We start from the raw sequence: 16,881 nt of genomic DNA, 5'->3' as shown, positions 1-16,881 counted from the left end.
TCAGTCCTGACTCTTGCCGCGTCGCTTCGTCGCGGGAGGTGTGTAGTCGAGCACCGACGCCACTTCAACCGCCATCGCTTCGGTGGGTAACGGCCCGGAAACATCTTCGCCATTGGTGGCGGTAATGTGCCACTGGCCATCTTTTGCTTTATCGACCGTGTACCCGTTGATGATTTTTGCTGCGGTCATCTATCTGTCTCGTTCACTGGTTCAAAGTCGCCATGATACCGGCAAACGCTCGCATTGGGGGACGATAAGCGTATGGTGGTCCAGTTTGCCGGCGTCTTTGAGCTACGCTGATTTGACCGCGCAAAAATCCGGATGGAACTATCCGCGGGATTATTTCTCTATGATGGCATCGGTTAGCCAGTGCGGGGCATTGTAAGGTGCTCACTGCCTGATTAGACTGCGCCGAAACTCGTACACACAGCCCTTTCAAGGACTTATATGATCAAGAAATGCTTGTTCCCAGCAGCCGGTTACGGTACTCGCTTCCTGCCAGCGACTAAAGCCATGCCCAAAGAAATGCTGCCGGTGGTAAACAAGCCACTGATCCAGTACGGCGTCGAAGAAGCACTGGACGCCGGTTTGACTGAAATCTCCATCGTCACCGGTCGCGGTAAACGCGCCCTGGAAGACCACTTCGACATCAGCTACGAGCTGGAAAACCAGATCAAGGGCACCGACAAAGAGAAATACCTGGTCGGTATCCGCAAACTGCTCGACAACTGCTCGTTCTCCTACACTCGCCAGACCGAAATGAAAGGCCTGGGTCACGCGATTCTGACCGGTCGTCCACTGATCGGTGATGAGCCGTTCGCCGTGGTACTGGCGGACGACTTGTGCGTCAACCTCGATGGCGACGGCGTCCTGACCCAGATGGTCAAGCTGTACAAGCAGTTCCGCTGCTCGATCGTTGCCATCCAGGAAGTCGATCCGCAGGAAACTCACAAGTACGGCGTGATTGCCGGTGAGATGATCCGCGACGACATCTATCGCGTTCACAGCATGGTCGAGAAGCCAAAGCCTGAAGATGCACCGTCGAACCTGGCGATCATCGGTCGATACATCCTGACTCCGGACATCTTCGACCTGATCGAACAGACCGAACCAGGCAAGGGCGGTGAAATCCAGATCACCGACGCCCTGATGAAGCAAGCCCAGAACGGCTGCGTCATGGCTTACAAGTTCAAAGGCAAGCGGTTCGACTGCGGTGGCGCCGAAGGCTACATCGACGCGACCAACTTCTGCTTCGAAAACTTCTACAAGACTGGCAAGGCTTACTGATAGCGCCTGACCTGCTTGTATTGAAAAGCCACCTTCGGGTGGCTTTTTCGTTTTTCGCCCCCATATCGCTTGCAGCGCTTGCCCAACAGACGGCTGCGGGTATGCTGGTTGCCTGCCGAGGAGATTGAAAATGGCCTTTGATTTTGACCTTTATGTAATTGGCGCCGGTTCCGGCGGTGTACGGGCTGCGCGTTTTGCCGCCGGGTTTGGCGCGAAGGTGGCTGTCGCCGAAAGCCGTTACCTGGGCGGTACGTGTGTGAACGTCGGCTGTGTGCCGAAGAAGTTGCTGGTCTACGGCGCGCACTTCGCCGAAGACTTCGAGCAGTCTTCGGGCTTCGGCTGGACGCCGGGCGAGGCGAAGTTTGATTGGGCAACGCTGATCGCCAACAAGGATCGCGAGATCAATCGACTGAACGGCATTTACCGCAACCTGCTGGTCAACAGCGGTGTGACCCTGCATGAAGGCCATGCCAGGATCGTCGACCCGAACACGGTCGAAATCAATGGCGAGAGCTTCACCGCCAGGAACATCCTGATTGCTACCGGTGGCTGGCCGCAAATCCCGGAGATTCCGGGGCACGAGCACGCGATCAGTTCCAATCAGGCGTTCTTCCTCAAAGAACTGCCCAAGCGCGTTCTGGTGGTGGGCGGTGGTTACATCGCTGTCGAATTTGCCGGGATCTTCCACGGCTTGGGTGCCGAGACCACGTTGTTGTATCGCGGTGAGTTGTTCCTGCGCGGCTTCGATGGTGCGGTACGCAAGCATTTGCAGGAAGAGCTGACCAAGCGCGGCATGAATCTGCAATTCAACGCCGACATCGAGCGCATCGACAAGCAATCCGATGGCAGCCTGAAGGTGACGCTCAAGGATGGTCGCGCGCTGGAGGCCGATTGTGTGTTCTACGCCACCGGTCGCCGTCCGATGCTCGACAACCTCGGGCTGGAAAACACCGGTGTCAAACTCGACAAGAAAGGTTTCGTCGAGGTCGATGATCAATATCAGACTGCCGAGCCGTCGATCCTTGCGCTTGGCGATGTGATCGGCCGCGTTCAGCTGACGCCGGTCGCTCTGGCGGAAGGCATGGCTGTGGCGCGTCGTTTGTTCAAGCCTGAGCAATATCGTCCGGTGGACTACAAGATGATCCCGACCGCCGTGTTCAGCCTGCCGAACATCGGCACGGTCGGCCTGACCGAGGAAGAGGCTCGCGAAGCCGGCCACGAGGTTCAGATTTACGAAAGCCGCTTCCGGCCGATGAAGCTGACCCTGACCGAATGCCAGGAGCGCACGCTGATGAAGCTGGTGGTCGATGCCAAGACCGACAAGGTGCTGGGCTGCCACATGGTCGGGCCGGATGCTGGTGAGATCGTTCAGGGTCTGGCGATTGCCTTGAAGGCTGGCGCGACCAAGCGCGACTTCGATGAAACCGTCGGCGTGCATCCTACTGCCGCCGAAGAGTTCGTCACCATGCGCACGCCGGTTGCCGGTTAATCGCTTTTTTCGCTCCCTGAAGCGTCTGGCGCTGTCGCAATGACAGCCGCCAGACGCAGGCTTTCATCGAGGCTTGCCTGAGTCTTGAGCAATTCGATTTCCAACCCTTTGTTTACCTGCGACTGCTCGTCGACGCTTTGCTTGAGCGACTGACTTTCCAGCAAGGCGGCGCGCAAGCGTTCCTGGAGGAGGGTGCGTTCGCTGTCGATGCGGTTGACCTGCTCCAGCAGTTGATCCTGGCGGCTGTGGGTGTGTTTGAGTTGCTCCTGCAATAGCCCCAGTTCACGTAGCGTTCCACGGTTCTCGGTGAGCAGGCGCTCGTTGTCGCGGTGCAGTTGAGTGATCTCGTCCTGGCGCACCAATGCGCTTTGCTGGGCCTGGCGCAATTCCATCTGAATCTGCTGCACCTGACCTTCATGGCGACTCTGCTCCTGCTCGCGCTGTTCCTTGACGGCGTTGCGGTAGTGTTCCAGGGCGTCGCGTGCGTGCAGATGCTTTTCTTCCAGTGAGCGGATCTGCTCATCCTTGTCTTGCAACCGCAGTTCGAAGTCGGCCAGCGCCTGATTCAGTCCGGCGTTGCGGGTTTGCTCGGTCTGCAGCATGGCGTGGGTTTCTTGCAGGGTCTCGGACTCTTGAGTCAGCGCAAGGCTTTGAATTTCGTATTGCTGGTTGAGTTCGGTGTTGGCTTCCCGGGCCTCAGTCAGCTGGATTTCCAGCTCCTTTCGTTGCTGATCGAACTGCGCGCGTGCCTGCTCGATGGGTTCTTGCGCCTGTTCCTTGAGGCGTTGTGCCAGGCGCGAGACCAGGCTCGCCAGCTCGTCATCAATGGGTTCTGCAGGCGTTTCGGCGCGTTCGCTGCCGTCATCCAGCTCTTTCAGATAGCGGTGGATAGTGGTTTTCGAGCCGGTATTGCCCATCTCGATCCGTACTGCGTCGATGCTGGGGTTTTCACCGCGGGCGAGAATTGCCAGGCGTGCCGCCTGAACTACCGCTTTATTTACGCCGCCACGAGCCATGTGTTCTCCTACGATTTCATACTGTGGTACATACCACTAAAGTACACAGTGTACCATCTTTGCCAAAAAGATAAAAAGCGTAAGTTCTTGATGCGGGATATACTGGTATTACCCCGCGTGATGCGCTTTTCAGCGCGTTTTCACCTGCCATCGCAGTACGTTTTAGAGAATTGAGCGAATGACCGATCTGGATCGCTATCTGCAAGCCGCCACCCGCGACAACACGCGTCGCAGCTATCGGGCGGCCATCGAGCACTTCGAAGTCGGTTGGGGTGGTTTTCTGCCCGCAACAAGTGACAGTGTGGCGCGCTATCTGGTGGCTCATGCGGGCGTGCTGTCGATCAATACATTGAAGCTGCGGTTGTCAGCGCTGGCGCAATGGCATAACAGCCAGGGCTTCGCCGATCCCACCAAGTCGCCGGTGGTGCGCAAAGTCTTCAAGGGCATCCGTGCGCTGCACCCGGCGCAGGAGAAACAGGCCGAGCCGTTGCAGCTTCAGCATCTGGAGCAAGTGGTCGCGTGGCTGGAGCTGGAGGCGCAAACCGCCAGGGCGCAAAACGATCAGCCGGGCTTGCTGCGCGCCAGGCGCGACACCGCGCTCATCTTGTTGGGCTTCTGGCGTGGCTTTCGCAGTGATGAGTTGTGTCGTGTACAGATCGAGCACGTGCAGGCAAGCGCCGGTTCCGGCATCACCCTCTACTTGCCGCGCAGCAAGAGCGATCGCGAGAACCTGGGCAAGACGTACCAGACCCCGGCACTGCAGCGGCTCTGCCCGGTGAACGCCTATATCCAATGGATCACCGAAGCCGCCCTTGTCCGCGGGCCGGTGTTCCGGGGTATCGACCGTTGGGGCCATCTGAGTGAGGAGGGCTTGCACGCCAACAGCGTGATCCCCTTGCTGCGCCAGGCCCTGGAGCGTGCCGGCATCCCCGCAGAACACTACACCAGCCATTCCCTGCGACGCGGCTTTGCCAGCTGGGCCCATCAGAGCGGCTGGGATTTGAAATCGTTGATGAATTACGTGGGTTGGAAGGATGTGAAGTCAGCCATGCGCTATGTTGAAGCCAGCCCATTTCTCGGGATGGCCCGAGTCGCTGAAAAGCCGTTGGTGCTCTAGATACCGTTTTCTTCTATTAATACTGTCCGCTAATAGCGAAAACCAATCAGCAGCATGAGCTTTGCCAATGAGCCAGGCGGCGATCGAGTGGGTAGGATTCACTCCATCAACTTTTCAACCAAACATTTCAACCCTGACGGAGAGTCATCGATGCCTATCATCAACAGCCAAGTTAAACCGTTCAAAGCTGACGCCTTCAAAAATGGCGACTTCGTAAAAGTCTCGGACGCTGACCTGAAAGGCAAGTGGTCTGTCGTGTTCTTCTACCCAGCAGACTTCACCTTCGTTTGCCCGACCGAACTGGAAGACCTGGCTGACAACCACGACGCTTTCCAGAAACTGGGCGTCGAGATCTATAGCGTTTCCACCGACACTCACTTTGCTCACGCTGCCTGGCACAACACTTCGCCAGCCATCGGCAAAATCCAGTACACCATGATCGGCGACCCGACTCACGCCATCTCCCGCAACTTTGACGTGCTGATCGAAGACGCTGGCCTGGCTGACCGTGGCACCTTCGTGATCAACCCTGAAGGCCAGATCAAAATCGTTGAACTGAACGATGGCGGCGTTGGCCGTGACGCTTCCGAGCTGCTGCGCAAAATCAAGGCCGCTCAATACGTCGCTGCTCACCCAGGCCAGGTTTGCCCAGCCAAGTGGAAAGAAGGCGAGGCCACTCTGGCTCCGTCCCTGGACCTGGTCGGCAAGATCTAAGTCTGTGAAAGCACTATCAGGGCGGGTTTCCGCACCTAAGTAAGCTGCAACCGCCCTGAAAAACGCCCGGGCGAGATTCGCTCGGGCGTTTTTTTTCGTCTCAAGTAAAGTAAAAGGAAATCGCCCGTATGTTGGACGCCACTCTTAAAGCCCAGTTGAAATCGTACCTGGAACGGGTCACCCAGCCGATCGAGATCGTTGCCTCCCTCGACGACGGTGCGAAATCCCAGGAAATGCTCGCATTACTCAAAGACGTTGCCAGTCTTTCCAACCAGATTATCTTGCTCGACAACGGTGACGATGCACGCAAACCATCGTTCTCGATCAACCGTCCGGGTGCCGATATCAGCCTGCGTTTCGCCGGCATCCCGATGGGCCACGAATTCACTTCCCTGGTGCTCGCCTTGCTGCAAGTCGGCGGTCATCCTTCGAAAGCCAGCGTTGAAGTGATCGAACAGATCCGTTCGCTCAAAGGCGAGTTCAGCTTCGAGACTTATTTCTCGCTGTCCTGCCAGAACTGCCCGGACGTGGTCCAGGCGCTGAACCTGATGGCGGTCCTGAACCCGAACATCCGCCACGTCGCCATCGACGGCGCGCTGTTCCAAGCGGAAGTCGATGAACGTCAGATCATGGCCGTGCCAAGCATTTACCTGAACGGCGTGAACTTCGGCCAGGGCCGCATGGGCCTGGAAGAAATCCTCGCCAAGATCGACACCAGCGGTATCGAGCGTCAGGCCGAGAAAATCAGCGCGAAAGAAGCGTTTGACGTACTGGTCGTCGGCGGTGGCCCGGCCGGTGCGTCGGCTGCGATCTACGCTGCCCGTAAAGGCATTCGCACCGGTGTAGCGGCTGAGCGTTTTGGTGGGCAGGTGCTCGACACCATGGCCATCGAGAACTTCATCTCCGTACAGGAAACCGAAGGGCCGAAACTGGCCGTGGCGCTGGAAGAGCACGTCAAGCAATACGACGTGGACATCATGAACCTGCAACGCGCCGACAAACTGGTGCCGGGCAAGAACGGCGAGCTGCACGAAGTCCACTTCGCCAGCGGCGCGACCCTGAAAGCCAAAACCGTGATCCTCGCGACCGGTGCACGGTGGCGTGAAATGAACGTCCCGGGTGAGCAGCAATACCGCAACAAAGGCGTGGCGTACTGCCCGCACTGTGACGGCCCGCTGTTCAAAGGCAAGCGTGTGGCAGTGATCGGTGGCGGTAACTCCGGCGTCGAAGCGGCCATCGACCTGGCGGGCATCGTGTCTCACGTCACGTTGCTGGAGTTTGATGTACAGCTACGCGCCGACGCGGTATTGCAGCGCAAGTTGCACAGCCTGCCGAACGTCACCGTGATCACCAGTGCACAAACCACTGAAGTGTTGGGCGACGGTCAAAAGGTCAATGGCCTGCGTTACAAGGATCGTCAGTCGGACGAGTTGCGCAACGTCGAGCTGGAAGGGATCTTCGTGCAGATCGGTCTGCTGCCTAACACCGATTGGCTCAAAGGCACCATCGAGCTGTCGCCTCGCGGCGAGATCATCGTCGATGCCCGTGGTGAAACGTCGATGCCCGGCGTGTTCGCGGCCGGTGACGTGACCACCGTACCGTACAAGCAGATCGTGATCGCGGTGGGCGAGGGCGCCAAGGCTTCGCTGAGCGCATTTGATCACCTGATCCGAACCTCCGCGCCGGCTTGAACGCAGACGCTGAAAACACAAAACCCCATGAGTGATCATGGGGTTTTTTTGTGCCTTACACATCCTGATGTGGGAGTGAGCCTGCTCGCGATTGCGGACTGTCAGTCACATCCATTTTGAATGTACCGACGCCATCGCGAGCAGGCTCGCTCCCACAGGGGATCTGTGGTGGGGCTTACAGCGGGGCTGGCTGGATGATCTCAACCCAGTAAGCGTCTGGATCCTTGATGAACGCCAGGCTCTTCATGCGACCGTCGTTCAGACGTTTCTGGAAATCGCAGCCCAGCGCTTCGAAACGTTCGCAAGCAGCACGAATGTCCGGCACGGAGATGCAGATGTGGCCAAAGCCGCGAGGGTCGGTGTTGCCGTTGTGGTAGGCGAAATCCGCGTCAGTCTCGGTGCCGTGGTTGTGGGTCAGTTCGAGAATGCCGGGGATCGATTTCATCCATTCGGTACGGGCCGCAGCGTCGGCTGGAATCTGGCTTTTATCGACCAGTGCCAGGAAATACAGGCTGAACTCCGCTTCTGGGAAGTCGCGTTTTTCGACCAGCGTAAAACCCAGGATGCGCGTGTAGAAATCCAGGGACTTGGTGATGTCCTTGACCCGCAGCATGGTGTGGTTGAAGACGAACTTCTGGGTGGCGCTGTCAGGTTGGGCGGTCACGCCAGGGAAAGTATTCAATTCGTGCAGGCTCATGGGCCCTCCGGAAAATAAGTGGGGCTAACGAATGGTGACAATGATACGCAAGGGCTGGGACATCACCAAACGCAAACAGTCGGCTATTGCCTGACAGGCGGGCGGGGCTCAGACTTTACGGTTCAAACCGTGAGTGCTCATTGCAATGATCCGATTCTGTAAATCGACTTTGATCCTGATTTGCCTGGCCTCAGGTGCTACTGGCGCTCAGGCTGATGCGCCAGTGGTGACCTGGCCAAATGGCTGGGAGGTCGAAGCTGTGCCGCAAGATGAAGCCAAACCAGAAGTCGTCCGTCAGCGCGCGGTGAAAGTCGACCCGGGCGGAACGCCGGTGATGGTGATGGAATTGACCATGACGCCAGTGGAAAGCGGTCATCAGGTCAATCTGCAAGGCGTGTTGCTGGAAATGCGCAAGTCGGTGCAGAAGGACTTTTTTCAAAGCGGCTATCAAAGTGTCTGCAATAAAATTCACCCAGCGACGTTGAGCCGTTTATCGGGATTGGAAACTACCTGCACGATTACACAGAATGGTCGACATGTGCTGTCGCAAACATTGGTCGCGGCGGTGGATGCCGATAACGCCTATGTTCTTTCCTACGCCGGGCAGGCTGAGGCTTATAAGGCGAGTCAGGACGAAATAGAAGCAGCTCGCAACAGCTTGAAACTTTAATTGAGGGTTTGCTTGACTGCGGATTTCCGCACGATCCGAAATCTTTAGATACCCAAACGGATTAAGCATAAAGTTCGGTTGGCAAGTAGCGAGTTGCTCGACTCCTTTCGTTGTATGAGCGAGCGTCCATAAAAAAAGCCCTGCATTGGCAGGGCTTTTTTATCACCGAAAGTGCTTAGCCTCGCAGCCAGGAGTCAACGGTAGCGGCACCGTACTGTTCCTTCCAGGCTTTCAGGCCGCGGTGGTTGCCACCCTTGGTTTCAATCAGTTCGCCGGTGTGCGGGTTATGATAAACCTTGACCACGCGAGCACGGCGGGTTTTGGGGGCTGCTGCCTGCAGACCGGATTTTGCCGGGTTCGGATCGAGGATGGCGATGATGTCCTTCAGGCTTTTGCCGTAGGTTTTCATCAGCCCCTGGAGCTTTTCTTCGAATTCGATTTCTTTCTTGAGCCCGGCGTCATTCTTCAGCGATTCCAGCTGCTTGAGCTGTTCTTGAAGGGCCTTCTCAGCGGCACGAAATTCAGCGAGTCTGGACAAATTCATTACTCCAATAGTGTGTTTGGCTGATACCAACCGCAAACAAAGCTATAAGCCAAGAGCCTTGAAGCGACTCGGTGATAGTGGCTCACCTGCCAATCTTGCACAGGCATGAAAAATTGTAGTAGTTAATTGGCCAAGAGTAAATCCTGACTTTTTCTTCATGTAACAACAGTAGTCTTTTGATTCAATTTGGTGCGCCGTTTCGTTGCCTCGTCGCTTAAAACCACCGGTTAATGGTGCCTTAATGCATTAATGAATTCTGCGCCGGGCATCGGTCGACCGAACAAATAACCTTGCAGGAAGTTCACGCCATGGGCCGCCAGATAGTCACTTTGCTCTTCGGTTTCCACGCCTTCGGCGACGATCCCCAGATCTAGCTTGGCCGACAGTTCGATAATACTGTCCAGAATGTGCCGTGAAAGCGCATCTGCGCCGATCATCGCGACAAAACTCTGATCGATCTTCAGAAAGTCCACGTTGAACTGTCGAAGGTATCCGAGGCTTGAGTGACCCGTGCCAAAGTCATCGATCGCGATCCTTACGCCCAATGCGCGGAGCTGTTCGAACAATTGGTAAGTGATGGCCGTGGGCTCGATGAGTTCGCGCTCGGTCAACTCCAGCACCAGATGGACCGCACCCGGCGTAAAGGCACCGAGAAACTCCCGGCAATCCTCGATCAGGTCCAGATCCTTGCAATGGCTGGCGGTAATGTTGATGCCGATGTGGAATGGTGCGCCGAACGAGGATACCGCTGGCGCCAACAACGCCGCGGTCTGTCGCATCAACGAACGAGTCATCGGCACGATCAACCCGGAATGCTCCGCAAAAGGAATGAACAGGTCCGGGCGCACCAGGCCTTCCTGCGGATGATTCCAGCGCATCAACACCTCGGCGCCGGACCACGTTTTGGTGTCGCCATGCACCACGGGTTGAAAATACGGGACGAACTCGGCAGCCTCCAGCGCACGTTGCAGTTCGTGGCTGGGGGATGACGAGCGCTTCTGCAAGACATGCCCGATTGCACCCGATACCACCCCGAAGAAGATCAGCAAACTGAACAGCGATGGGTATTCGCTTTTCATGTAGCGCCAGGTTTCTCCCTCGGGGAAACCGGCCGCGACCTTAAAGGCGTAACGCGAGGATGTCAGTTCATTCGACGCCACTGGCGAAGCCGGCGGAACACCTTGATGAAACGCACCATCGGCGGATAACCAGCTGGGACCGACCTGCAGCAGCAACACGGTCTTGCGGCCGATCATGCGCAGCACGTTGCTCAGGTGATATCCGTCCAGCGTGCTCATTGCACCGTGTTTACCTTCACCGAGTCGATACACCAGTAACGCCGAATCGGGCGTGACCGGGTTGCCTTTCATCAGCAGCAACTGGCCTTTGGAGTAGTCGCCGTTACTGGTTTTTTCCTGGACGTCGCCGAACAGCGAACTGCAATAAATGTTGTTGTCCCACACCAGATTCGTCGAGCGCACGAACGGCCGGCGGGTGACCTGTTCGCGCAGGGCCAGTTTGACGTCATTGCAAGGCTGGCCGGCCAGCGGCAGCAGTTCGCGTGCGGCCTGAGAGGTATTGTCGAGCATCAACTCGAATTGGCGGACGGCTTCTTCGGCCGTCAACTCAGTACTTTGCTGGAGCGCACGTTCAGCCTGCATATAAAGGATGACGACCCCCAGCAGCACCGGGAGCAATCCGCTCAGCAAGGTTAAAAACATTCGTTTGCCGCGTTTTCGACGGCTTTTGACGTTCAGTGGCATTCGCGAAGCCTGTGACGTTGAGTGACGGCTCTCAAATGCTGGAAGAACAAAGGCGCGCCTTCCAAAAAGAGTTCAGGTAGTGGGCATGATAGATGGCCGGCGGTGCTTATGCTGCTCAACGATAGTTCAGGCTTGACGCCAGTTGGATAAATGCCAGTGTGGCGGGCGACGACTGACGCTGGTCGAGCACCGCCAGGCCCACCTGCCGATTGACGGAGGGTGACAGTGGTTTTTTCACATAACGGCTATCGTTGTCGTCGGGTAATGAGCCTTCGGCGACCACGGTGACGGCATCGCCACGGCCCACAGTGTCGAGGGTGCTGAGCAACTGCGAGCAGCGATAACGGATGTTCGGTGTCAGCCTTGCAGCACTGAACAGTCGCGAAACCAACTCCGAAGAGCCGGCCTCGGTCAGCACGAACGGGTCGTGACACAAGTCGCTCAACCCCAGGCTGTCGCGACCCGCCAGCGGATGATCGGCGGGCAGTAACGCGACCATCCGGTCTTCGATCAACGCGAAGGTATCGAAGCGTTCTTCAGGCAGCACCACAAAACCGACATCGATTCGCCGCTCTTCCAGCCACTGGATTATCTGGCGGTCCGGACCTTCGTCGATGTGGACTTCGATACCGGGGTGAGCGGCGCGGTAGTGCTGCAGGATCTGTGGCAGCAGTTTGATCGACGAAGTCGGGCCGAACGAGCCGATGCGCAAGGTGCCGCGCTTCATTCCGCGGGCATCGGCGGCTTCCTGGCGCAAGGTGTTGGCCAGCCCGAGCATCGCCCGGGCGCGCGACAGGAGTTGTTGGCCGATGTCGCTCAATTCGATTTGAGACTGGTGGCGCCTGAATAACTCGACGCCCAATTCCTGTTCCAGCGATTTCAGGGCATGAGACACCGCGGACTGGGAAATCCCCAGCCGATTGGCCGCCGCCGTGAATCCACGTAGTTCGGCGACGAGAGAGAAAATCTCGAGTTGTGTAAGGGTCATGAGTCTTTACTCATTTTACGATGATCGCGCATTAGCCGAATGATACGTCATCCATCCCTCAAACAGTCCTTCCGCCTTATGAATAGCTATGCGCAAACAACCTCATCCGATGTCCCGGTTTACCTGAAGCTCGCCGCCGTCACCATGATTTGGGGCGGGACTTTCGTGGCTGGCCGGTTTCTCGCGGACAGCCTGAGCCCCTTGTTCGCTGCCAGCCTGAGATTCCTGCTGGCTAGCGTGGCGTTGCTGCTGTACGTGCTGTTGGCCAGGGTGCCATTGGCGAAACCGAGCGCCAGGCAATGGCTGCAACTGGCGCTGCTGGGGTTTTTCGGGATCTTCTTTTACAACCTGTGCTTCTTTTACGGGCTGCATTATATAAACGCCTCACGGGCGTCATTGATCGTGGCGCTGAACCCGGCGGTCATCGGCCTCGCATCGTGGCTGCTGTTCAAGGAGCGCCTGAGCCGGGCGAAAGTCTTCGGCATCGCGGTTTGCATTGCCGGGGCAAGTCTAGTGATCGTAAGCCGCAACCCGCAACTATTGGCCGGCAATGCCGATGCCTGGGTCGGCGACCTGTTGATTCTCGGCTGCGTGCTCGGCTGGGGAATTTACTCGCTGTTCTCCAAAGAGCTGAATCACACGCTGGGGCCGGTGCAGACGGTGACGTATTCGATTCTGCTGGGCACGCTGATGCTCTGGGTGACCAGTGCGGTGCGCGGTGAACTGAGTGTCAGCGCGCTTATCGGCCTCGGTCCACAACAATGGTTGAGCGTGATGTATCTCGGCGTATTGGGCTCGGCACTGGCCTACATCGGCTATTACGACGGTATCCGCCAAATCGGCGCGACCCGTTCGGGGGTGTTCATTGCCTTGAATCCGCTGACCGCGGTCATCCTCGGCGCGCTGCTGTTGGGCGAGCAGTTGACACTGGCGATGTGCCTGGGAGGAGGGCTGATTGTCGCGGGGATTTTCCTCTGCAATAAACCCCTTGCGCGATCAGGGAAAAAGGGGATTTGATACAGAAGGCGGACAAACCTATTTACGCTGTGTAGAATCGGGTTACGCATACAATAATAATCGTCTTCTGGAAACAGAAGCCTCGCCCGTATCAGCCTTGGGTCGACAATGAAAAGTTTCGGGTTTCAATTGATCTACGGTGACTTCCTCGCCCGCAGCGTGCGGGGCATCTCCTGCGCGCCACCCGCCGACTTCAGCATTCTTAGCATCTAACGTTCCGTTAATTCTAAAAAATGATGAGGCGCCAAAATGGCAGATTTATACGAAAACCCAATGGGCCTGATGGGCTTTGAATTCATCGAGCTCGCATCGCCGATCCCGAATACCCTGGAGCCGATCTTCGAGATCATGGGCTTCACCAAGGTCGCGACCCACCGCTCCAAAGACGTGCACCTGTATCGCCAGGGCCAGATCAACCTGATCCTCAACAACGAGCCGCACAGCGTCGCCTCGTACTTCGCGGCCGAGCACGGCCCGTCGGTGTGCGGCATGGCGTTCCGCGTCAAGGATTCGCAACTGGCCTACAAGCGCGCGCTGGAAATCGGTGCCCAGCCGATCCACATCGAAACCGGCCCGATGGAGCTGAACCTGCCGGCGATCAAAGGCATCGGCGGCGCGCCGCTGTACCTGATCGACCGTTTCGGCGAAGGCAGCTCGATCTACGACATCGACTTCGTGTTCATCGAGGGTGTGGACCGCAACCCGGTCGGCGCCGGTCTGAAAATCATCGACCACCTGACCCACAACGTCTATCGCGGTCGCATGGCTTACTGGGCCAACTTCTACGAGAAGCTATTCAACTTCCGCGAAATTCGTTACTTCGACATCAAGGGCGAATACACCGGCCTGACCTCCAAGGCCATGACCGCACCGGACGGCATGATCAAAATCCCACTGAACGAAGAATCGTCCAAGGGCGCCGGGCAGATCGAAGAGTTCCTGATGCAGTTCAACGGTGAGGGCATCCAGCACGTGGCCTTCCTCAGCGATGACCTGATCAAGACCTGGGATCACCTGAAAAGCATCGGCATGCGCTTCATGACCGCACCACCGGAAACCTACTACGAGATGCTCGAAGGCCGTTTGCCAAATCACGGCGAGCCCGTCGATCAGCTGCAGTCGCGCGGGATCCTGCTGGACGGCTCGTCCGAGTCGGGCGACAAGCGTCTGCTGTTGCAGATCTTCTCGGAAACCCTGATGGGCCCGGTGTTCTTCGAATTCATCCAGCGTAAAGGCGACGATGGCTTCGGCGAAGGCAACTTCAAGGCGCTGTTCGAATCGATTGAGCGAGATCAGGTTCGTCGTGGCGTGCTTGCCACCGAGTAAACCGCCTCACCGCTAAAAAACTGTGGGAGCCAGCCTGCTGGCGATAGCGTCTTCAGAGCCAACATTGATGTTGACTGACAGATTGCAATCGCCAGCAGGCTGGCTCCCACATTTGTTTGTGCTGTATTTAAGGTCTGCGATGGCGCATCAGGTGTTTGAACCCTTCAAACACCAACACCACTACCGCCAACCAGATCGGTATATAAGTCAGCCATTCCCCCGGCTTGATGCTTTCCCCAAGCAGCAACGCAACGCCGAGCAACAACACCGGCTCTACGTAACTCAACAGCCCGAACAGACTGAACGGCAACAGCCGGCTGGCGATGATGTAGACCACCAGCGCCGACGCGCTGATCACCCCGAGTAGCGGGATCAGCAGCGACAACCACGGGTATTGATCAAACACGCCGAAACCCTGTTCACCACTCTGCACGAACCAGAACGCCACCGGCAGCGTCAACGCCATGTCCAGCCATAAGCCGCCAAGGTTGTCCGCCGCCAGACGCTTGCGCAGGATGAAATACAGGGGATAGCCGATGCAGACCAGCAAGGTGGCCCAGGAAAAACCACCGACCTGATACACCTCGTTGATCACGCCAAGGCAGGCCAGCACCACGGCGATTTTCTGCAGATAGGAGAGACGTTCTCCGTAGGCGATCCGGCCGGTCAGCACCATGGTCAGCGGCAACAGGAAATAGCCGAGCGACACATCCAGGCTATAGCCGTTGAGCGGCGCCCACATAAACAGCCAAAGCTGCACACCGAGCAGGGCGGAGGAGGCGACCAGGCCCGCCATCAATTTGCGGTTGCCAGCGATGCGTCGAAAGATTTCGAGCACACGCTTCCATTCTCCGGAAACCACCATGAACACGGTCATGCACGGAACGGTCAGCAACATGCGCCAGCCGAAAATCTCCACGCCGCTCAGGGGGGTGAGCAACGATGTGTAGTAATACATGACGGCAAACAGCACCGAGGCCGAGACCGATAAAGCAATACCTTTAGACAAACTGCCCTCGCGAAGCTGGACGTGAAACGGGCGCAGAGGATACGTGTTTTTTGTGCTGAATATTGGCCGGGCGATCAATATTTCCAACATCCCGGTGAATGATAGACCGCCATCGCGAGCAGGCTCGCTCCCACATGAGTCCTGCGCCGAACACCACATCCGCGTCCGGCACAAATCCCCTGTAGGAGCGAGCCTGCTCGCGAAGAGGCCATCACATCCAAAATCAACGTTGCCCGACACACCGCTATCGCGAGCAGGCTCACTCCTACATGAGTCCTTTGCTGAGCACCAAATCTGTGTCCCACACAAATCCCCTGTGGGAGGGAGCCTGCTCGCGATAAATCTCAAGCCGTACGCGTTTTACGCCCCGACACGAAATGGCTCACATCATTAAACCCCGGTGTCGACGAATGCCCCGGTGTCACCAGCGAATCAATAAATGCCTCGTCCTGCGCCGTAATCTTCACCGCTTGAGCCTTGGTGTAGGCATCCCATTGTTCCTCGGTCCGCGGGCCAACGATGGCCGAGGCAACGGCGCTATTGTTCAATACCCAGGCAATCGCAAACTCGACAATGCCCACGCCACGTTCCTGCGTGTAGCGCTGAATCTGCTGGGCGATGCGCAACGACTCGACTCGCCATTCAGTTTCCAGAATGCGTTTGTCGGCGCGGCCGGCTCGGCTATTGGCATCCGGCTTCACGTCCGGCGCGTACTTGCCGCTGAGCACGCCACGCGCCAACGGACTGTATGGCACCACGCCCAACCCATAATTTTGCGCGGCGGTGATCTGCTCGGTCTCGGCCTGACGGTTAACAATGTTGTACAACGGCTGACTGATCACCGGCCGATCGACCCCCAGTTGATCCGCCACCCGAATCACCTCGGCAATCCGCCAGCCGCGATAGTTTGACAGCCCCCAATAACGAATCTTGCCCTGGCGAATCAGATCGCCAATTGCCGACACGGTCACTTCCAGCGGCGTGTTGTGGTCTTCGCGGTGCAGGTAATAGATGTCGAGGTAGTCGGTGCCCAAACGCGTCAGGCTGGCGTCGAGGCCATTGAAAATGTGCTTGCGGCTCAACCCGCTGCGGTTCGGCACACCGTCCACCGGGCCGAAACCGACCTTGGTCGCCAGCACCCATTCGTGGCGGTTCCCGGCAATCGCTTCGCCGACGATCTCTTCAGAACGGCCACCGGTGTACACGTCTGCGGTGTCGATGAAATTGATGCCCTGGTCCCAGGCCTTGTCGATGATCCGCAGGGAATCTTCAGTGCTGGTCTGTTCGCCGAACATCATGGTGCCCAGTGTCAGGGTCGAGACCTGTAAACCCGAATGACCCAGCGTGCGATAGCTCATGTCGAAATCCTTTTACCGGTGGGAGAAAGGCTCAATCAAATACCAGAACCGTTACGCGTAGCAAAGTGAATTATCGGAGTAGGGCGTGACACCGGGTGTTGGATAACGTAGCCCCGCAGGGCTAAACGCCAATTTCGAAGAACGCACAATACCTGTGGCGAGGGAGCTTGCTCCCGCTCGGCTGCGCAGCAGTCG

At 57.4% G+C, this 16,881-nt stretch carries 16 protein-coding genes; 8 read left to right on the top strand and 8 right to left on the bottom strand.

Features of this window, described 5'->3' with window-relative positions:
• Positions 1–189, bottom strand: a complete 189-nt coding sequence (locus tag ACRC4F_RS26715; RefSeq protein ID WP_438662047.1) for a hypothetical protein — start codon at positions 187–189, stop codon at positions 1–3.
• A gap of 258 nt (positions 190–447) precedes the next feature.
• Here ACRC4F_RS26715 and galU point away from each other — a divergent pair, with 258 nt between their 5' ends.
• Both galU and gorA read left to right on the top strand, forming a co-directional pair.
• Positions 448–1,287, top strand: coding sequence for a UTP--glucose-1-phosphate uridylyltransferase GalU (galU, locus tag ACRC4F_RS26710; RefSeq protein ID WP_064678069.1), 840 nt, complete (start codon positions 448–450; stop codon positions 1,285–1,287).
• Between the two features lie 130 nt (positions 1,288–1,417).
• Positions 1,418–2,776, top strand: a complete 1,359-nt coding sequence (gorA, locus tag ACRC4F_RS26705; protein WP_438662046.1) for a glutathione-disulfide reductase — start codon at positions 1,418–1,420, stop codon at positions 2,774–2,776.
• On the opposite strand, the gene ACRC4F_RS26700 is transcribed toward gorA, so the two are convergent.
• Positions 2,773–3,792 (bottom strand): DNA-binding protein, encoded by a 1,020-nt coding sequence (locus ACRC4F_RS26700; protein WP_438662045.1) that lies wholly within the window; start codon positions 3,790–3,792, stop codon positions 2,773–2,775. The genes gorA and ACRC4F_RS26700 overlap by 4 nt on opposite strands.
• A gap of 178 nt (positions 3,793–3,970) precedes the next feature.
• Here ACRC4F_RS26700 and ACRC4F_RS26695 point away from each other — a divergent pair, with 178 nt between their 5' ends.
• From ACRC4F_RS26695 to ahpF, 3 genes are all read left to right on the top strand, one after another.
• Complete coding sequence (locus ACRC4F_RS26695) at positions 3,971–4,909, top strand: site-specific integrase (RefSeq protein WP_438662044.1); 939 nt, start codon at positions 3,971–3,973, stop codon at positions 4,907–4,909.
• A 150-nt stretch (positions 4,910–5,059) separates the two neighbouring features.
• On the top strand, positions 5,060–5,623 hold the full coding sequence (gene ahpC, locus ACRC4F_RS26690) for an alkyl hydroperoxide reductase subunit C (protein ID WP_438662043.1): 564 nt from the start codon (positions 5,060–5,062) through the stop codon (positions 5,621–5,623).
• A 128-nt stretch (positions 5,624–5,751) separates the two neighbouring features.
• Entirely contained in the window at positions 5,752–7,314 is a 1,563-nt protein-coding gene (gene ahpF / locus ACRC4F_RS26685; protein ID WP_438662042.1) for an alkyl hydroperoxide reductase subunit F, read from the top strand.
• Positions 7,315–7,489: 175 nt separating this feature from the next.
• Here ahpF and gloA read toward each other — a convergent pair whose 3' ends face one another.
• A complete protein-coding gene (gene gloA / locus ACRC4F_RS26680) occupies positions 7,490–8,011 on the bottom strand; it encodes a lactoylglutathione lyase (protein ID WP_438662041.1) in 522 nt (173 codons plus the stop codon).
• A gap of 145 nt (positions 8,012–8,156) precedes the next feature.
• Here gloA and ACRC4F_RS26675 point away from each other — a divergent pair, with 145 nt between their 5' ends.
• Positions 8,157–8,681: a DUF4946 domain-containing protein gene (locus ACRC4F_RS26675; RefSeq protein WP_438662080.1), complete on the top strand. Its 525-nt coding sequence runs from the start codon at positions 8,157–8,159 to the stop codon at positions 8,679–8,681.
• A 175-nt stretch (positions 8,682–8,856) separates the two neighbouring features.
• Here the strand turns inward: ACRC4F_RS26675 and ACRC4F_RS26670 are convergent, their stop codons facing one another.
• From ACRC4F_RS26670 to ACRC4F_RS26660, 3 genes are all read right to left on the bottom strand, one after another.
• Positions 8,857–9,219, bottom strand: a complete 363-nt coding sequence (locus ACRC4F_RS26670) for a histone-like nucleoid-structuring protein, MvaT/MvaU family (protein WP_403097998.1) — start codon at positions 9,217–9,219, stop codon at positions 8,857–8,859.
• 233 nt (positions 9,220–9,452) lie between these two features.
• Positions 9,453–10,988: an EAL domain-containing protein gene (locus ACRC4F_RS26665; RefSeq protein ID WP_438662040.1), complete on the bottom strand. Its 1,536-nt coding sequence runs from the start codon at positions 10,986–10,988 to the stop codon at positions 9,453–9,455.
• Between the two features lie 115 nt (positions 10,989–11,103).
• Positions 11,104–11,976, bottom strand: a complete 873-nt coding sequence (locus ACRC4F_RS26660; protein ID WP_438662039.1) for a LysR family transcriptional regulator — start codon at positions 11,974–11,976, stop codon at positions 11,104–11,106.
• Between the two features lie 78 nt (positions 11,977–12,054).
• Here ACRC4F_RS26660 and ACRC4F_RS26655 point away from each other — a divergent pair, with 78 nt between their 5' ends.
• Both ACRC4F_RS26655 and hppD read left to right on the top strand, forming a co-directional pair.
• The gene (locus ACRC4F_RS26655) at positions 12,055–12,993 is read left to right on the top strand and encodes a DMT family transporter (RefSeq protein ID WP_438662038.1); all 939 of its coding nucleotides are present in this window, start codon (positions 12,055–12,057) and stop codon (positions 12,991–12,993) included.
• A 249-nt stretch (positions 12,994–13,242) separates the two neighbouring features.
• Entirely contained in the window at positions 13,243–14,319 is a 1,077-nt protein-coding gene (gene hppD, locus ACRC4F_RS26650) for a 4-hydroxyphenylpyruvate dioxygenase (RefSeq protein ID WP_438662037.1), read from the top strand.
• 127 nt (positions 14,320–14,446) lie between these two features.
• On the opposite strand, the gene rarD is transcribed toward hppD, so the two are convergent.
• Together rarD and ACRC4F_RS26640 are read right to left on the bottom strand one after the other, a co-directional pair.
• Positions 14,447–15,328 (bottom strand): EamA family transporter RarD, encoded by an 882-nt coding sequence (gene rarD / locus ACRC4F_RS26645; RefSeq protein ID WP_438662036.1) that lies wholly within the window; start codon positions 15,326–15,328, stop codon positions 14,447–14,449.
• Positions 15,329–15,672: 344 nt separating this feature from the next.
• Complete coding sequence (locus ACRC4F_RS26640) at positions 15,673–16,686, bottom strand: aldo/keto reductase (protein ID WP_438662035.1); 1,014 nt, start codon at positions 16,684–16,686, stop codon at positions 15,673–15,675.
• Between the last annotated feature and the right edge of the window lie 195 nt (positions 16,687–16,881).

It is taken from the genome of Pseudomonas sp. (assembly GCF_051660785.1).
GTDB lineage: Bacteria > Pseudomonadota > Gammaproteobacteria > Pseudomonadales > Pseudomonadaceae > Aquipseudomonas.
The sequence above is the reverse complement of the archived record's forward strand: the minus strand, read 5'-3'. Positions and strand labels throughout refer to the sequence as shown.

What these genes read in the sequence shown, in the direction of transcription:
- ACRC4F_RS26715 (WP_438662047.1), bottom strand. Translation starts at nt 189, where the DNA reads ATGACCGCAGCAAAAATCATCAACGGGTACACGGTCGATAAAGCAAAA.
- galU (WP_064678069.1), top strand. Translation starts at nt 448, where the DNA reads ATGATCAAGAAATGCTTGTTCCCAGCAGCCGGTTACGGTACTCGCTTC.
- gorA (WP_438662046.1), top strand. Translation starts at nt 1,418, where the DNA reads ATGGCCTTTGATTTTGACCTTTATGTAATTGGCGCCGGTTCCGGCGGT.
- ACRC4F_RS26700 (WP_438662045.1), bottom strand. Translation starts at nt 3,792, where the DNA reads ATGGCTCGTGGCGGCGTAAATAAAGCGGTAGTTCAGGCGGCACGCCTG.
- ACRC4F_RS26695 (WP_438662044.1), top strand. Translation starts at nt 3,971, where the DNA reads ATGACCGATCTGGATCGCTATCTGCAAGCCGCCACCCGCGACAACACG.
- ahpC (WP_438662043.1), top strand. Translation starts at nt 5,060, where the DNA reads ATGCCTATCATCAACAGCCAAGTTAAACCGTTCAAAGCTGACGCCTTC.
- ahpF (WP_438662042.1), top strand. Translation starts at nt 5,752, where the DNA reads ATGTTGGACGCCACTCTTAAAGCCCAGTTGAAATCGTACCTGGAACGG.
- gloA (WP_438662041.1), bottom strand. Translation starts at nt 8,011, where the DNA reads ATGAGCCTGCACGAATTGAATACTTTCCCTGGCGTGACCGCCCAACCT.
- ACRC4F_RS26675 (WP_438662080.1), top strand. Translation starts at nt 8,157, where the DNA reads ATGATCCGATTCTGTAAATCGACTTTGATCCTGATTTGCCTGGCCTCA.
- ACRC4F_RS26665 (WP_438662040.1), bottom strand. Translation starts at nt 10,988, where the DNA reads ATGCCACTGAACGTCAAAAGCCGTCGAAAACGCGGCAAACGAATGTTT.
- ACRC4F_RS26660 (WP_438662039.1), bottom strand. Translation starts at nt 11,976, where the DNA reads ATGACCCTTACACAACTCGAGATTTTCTCTCTCGTCGCCGAACTACGT.
- ACRC4F_RS26655 (WP_438662038.1), top strand. Translation starts at nt 12,055, where the DNA reads ATGAATAGCTATGCGCAAACAACCTCATCCGATGTCCCGGTTTACCTG.
- hppD (WP_438662037.1), top strand. Translation starts at nt 13,243, where the DNA reads ATGGCAGATTTATACGAAAACCCAATGGGCCTGATGGGCTTTGAATTC.
- ACRC4F_RS26640 (WP_438662035.1), bottom strand. Translation starts at nt 16,686, where the DNA reads ATGAGCTATCGCACGCTGGGTCATTCGGGTTTACAGGTCTCGACCCTG.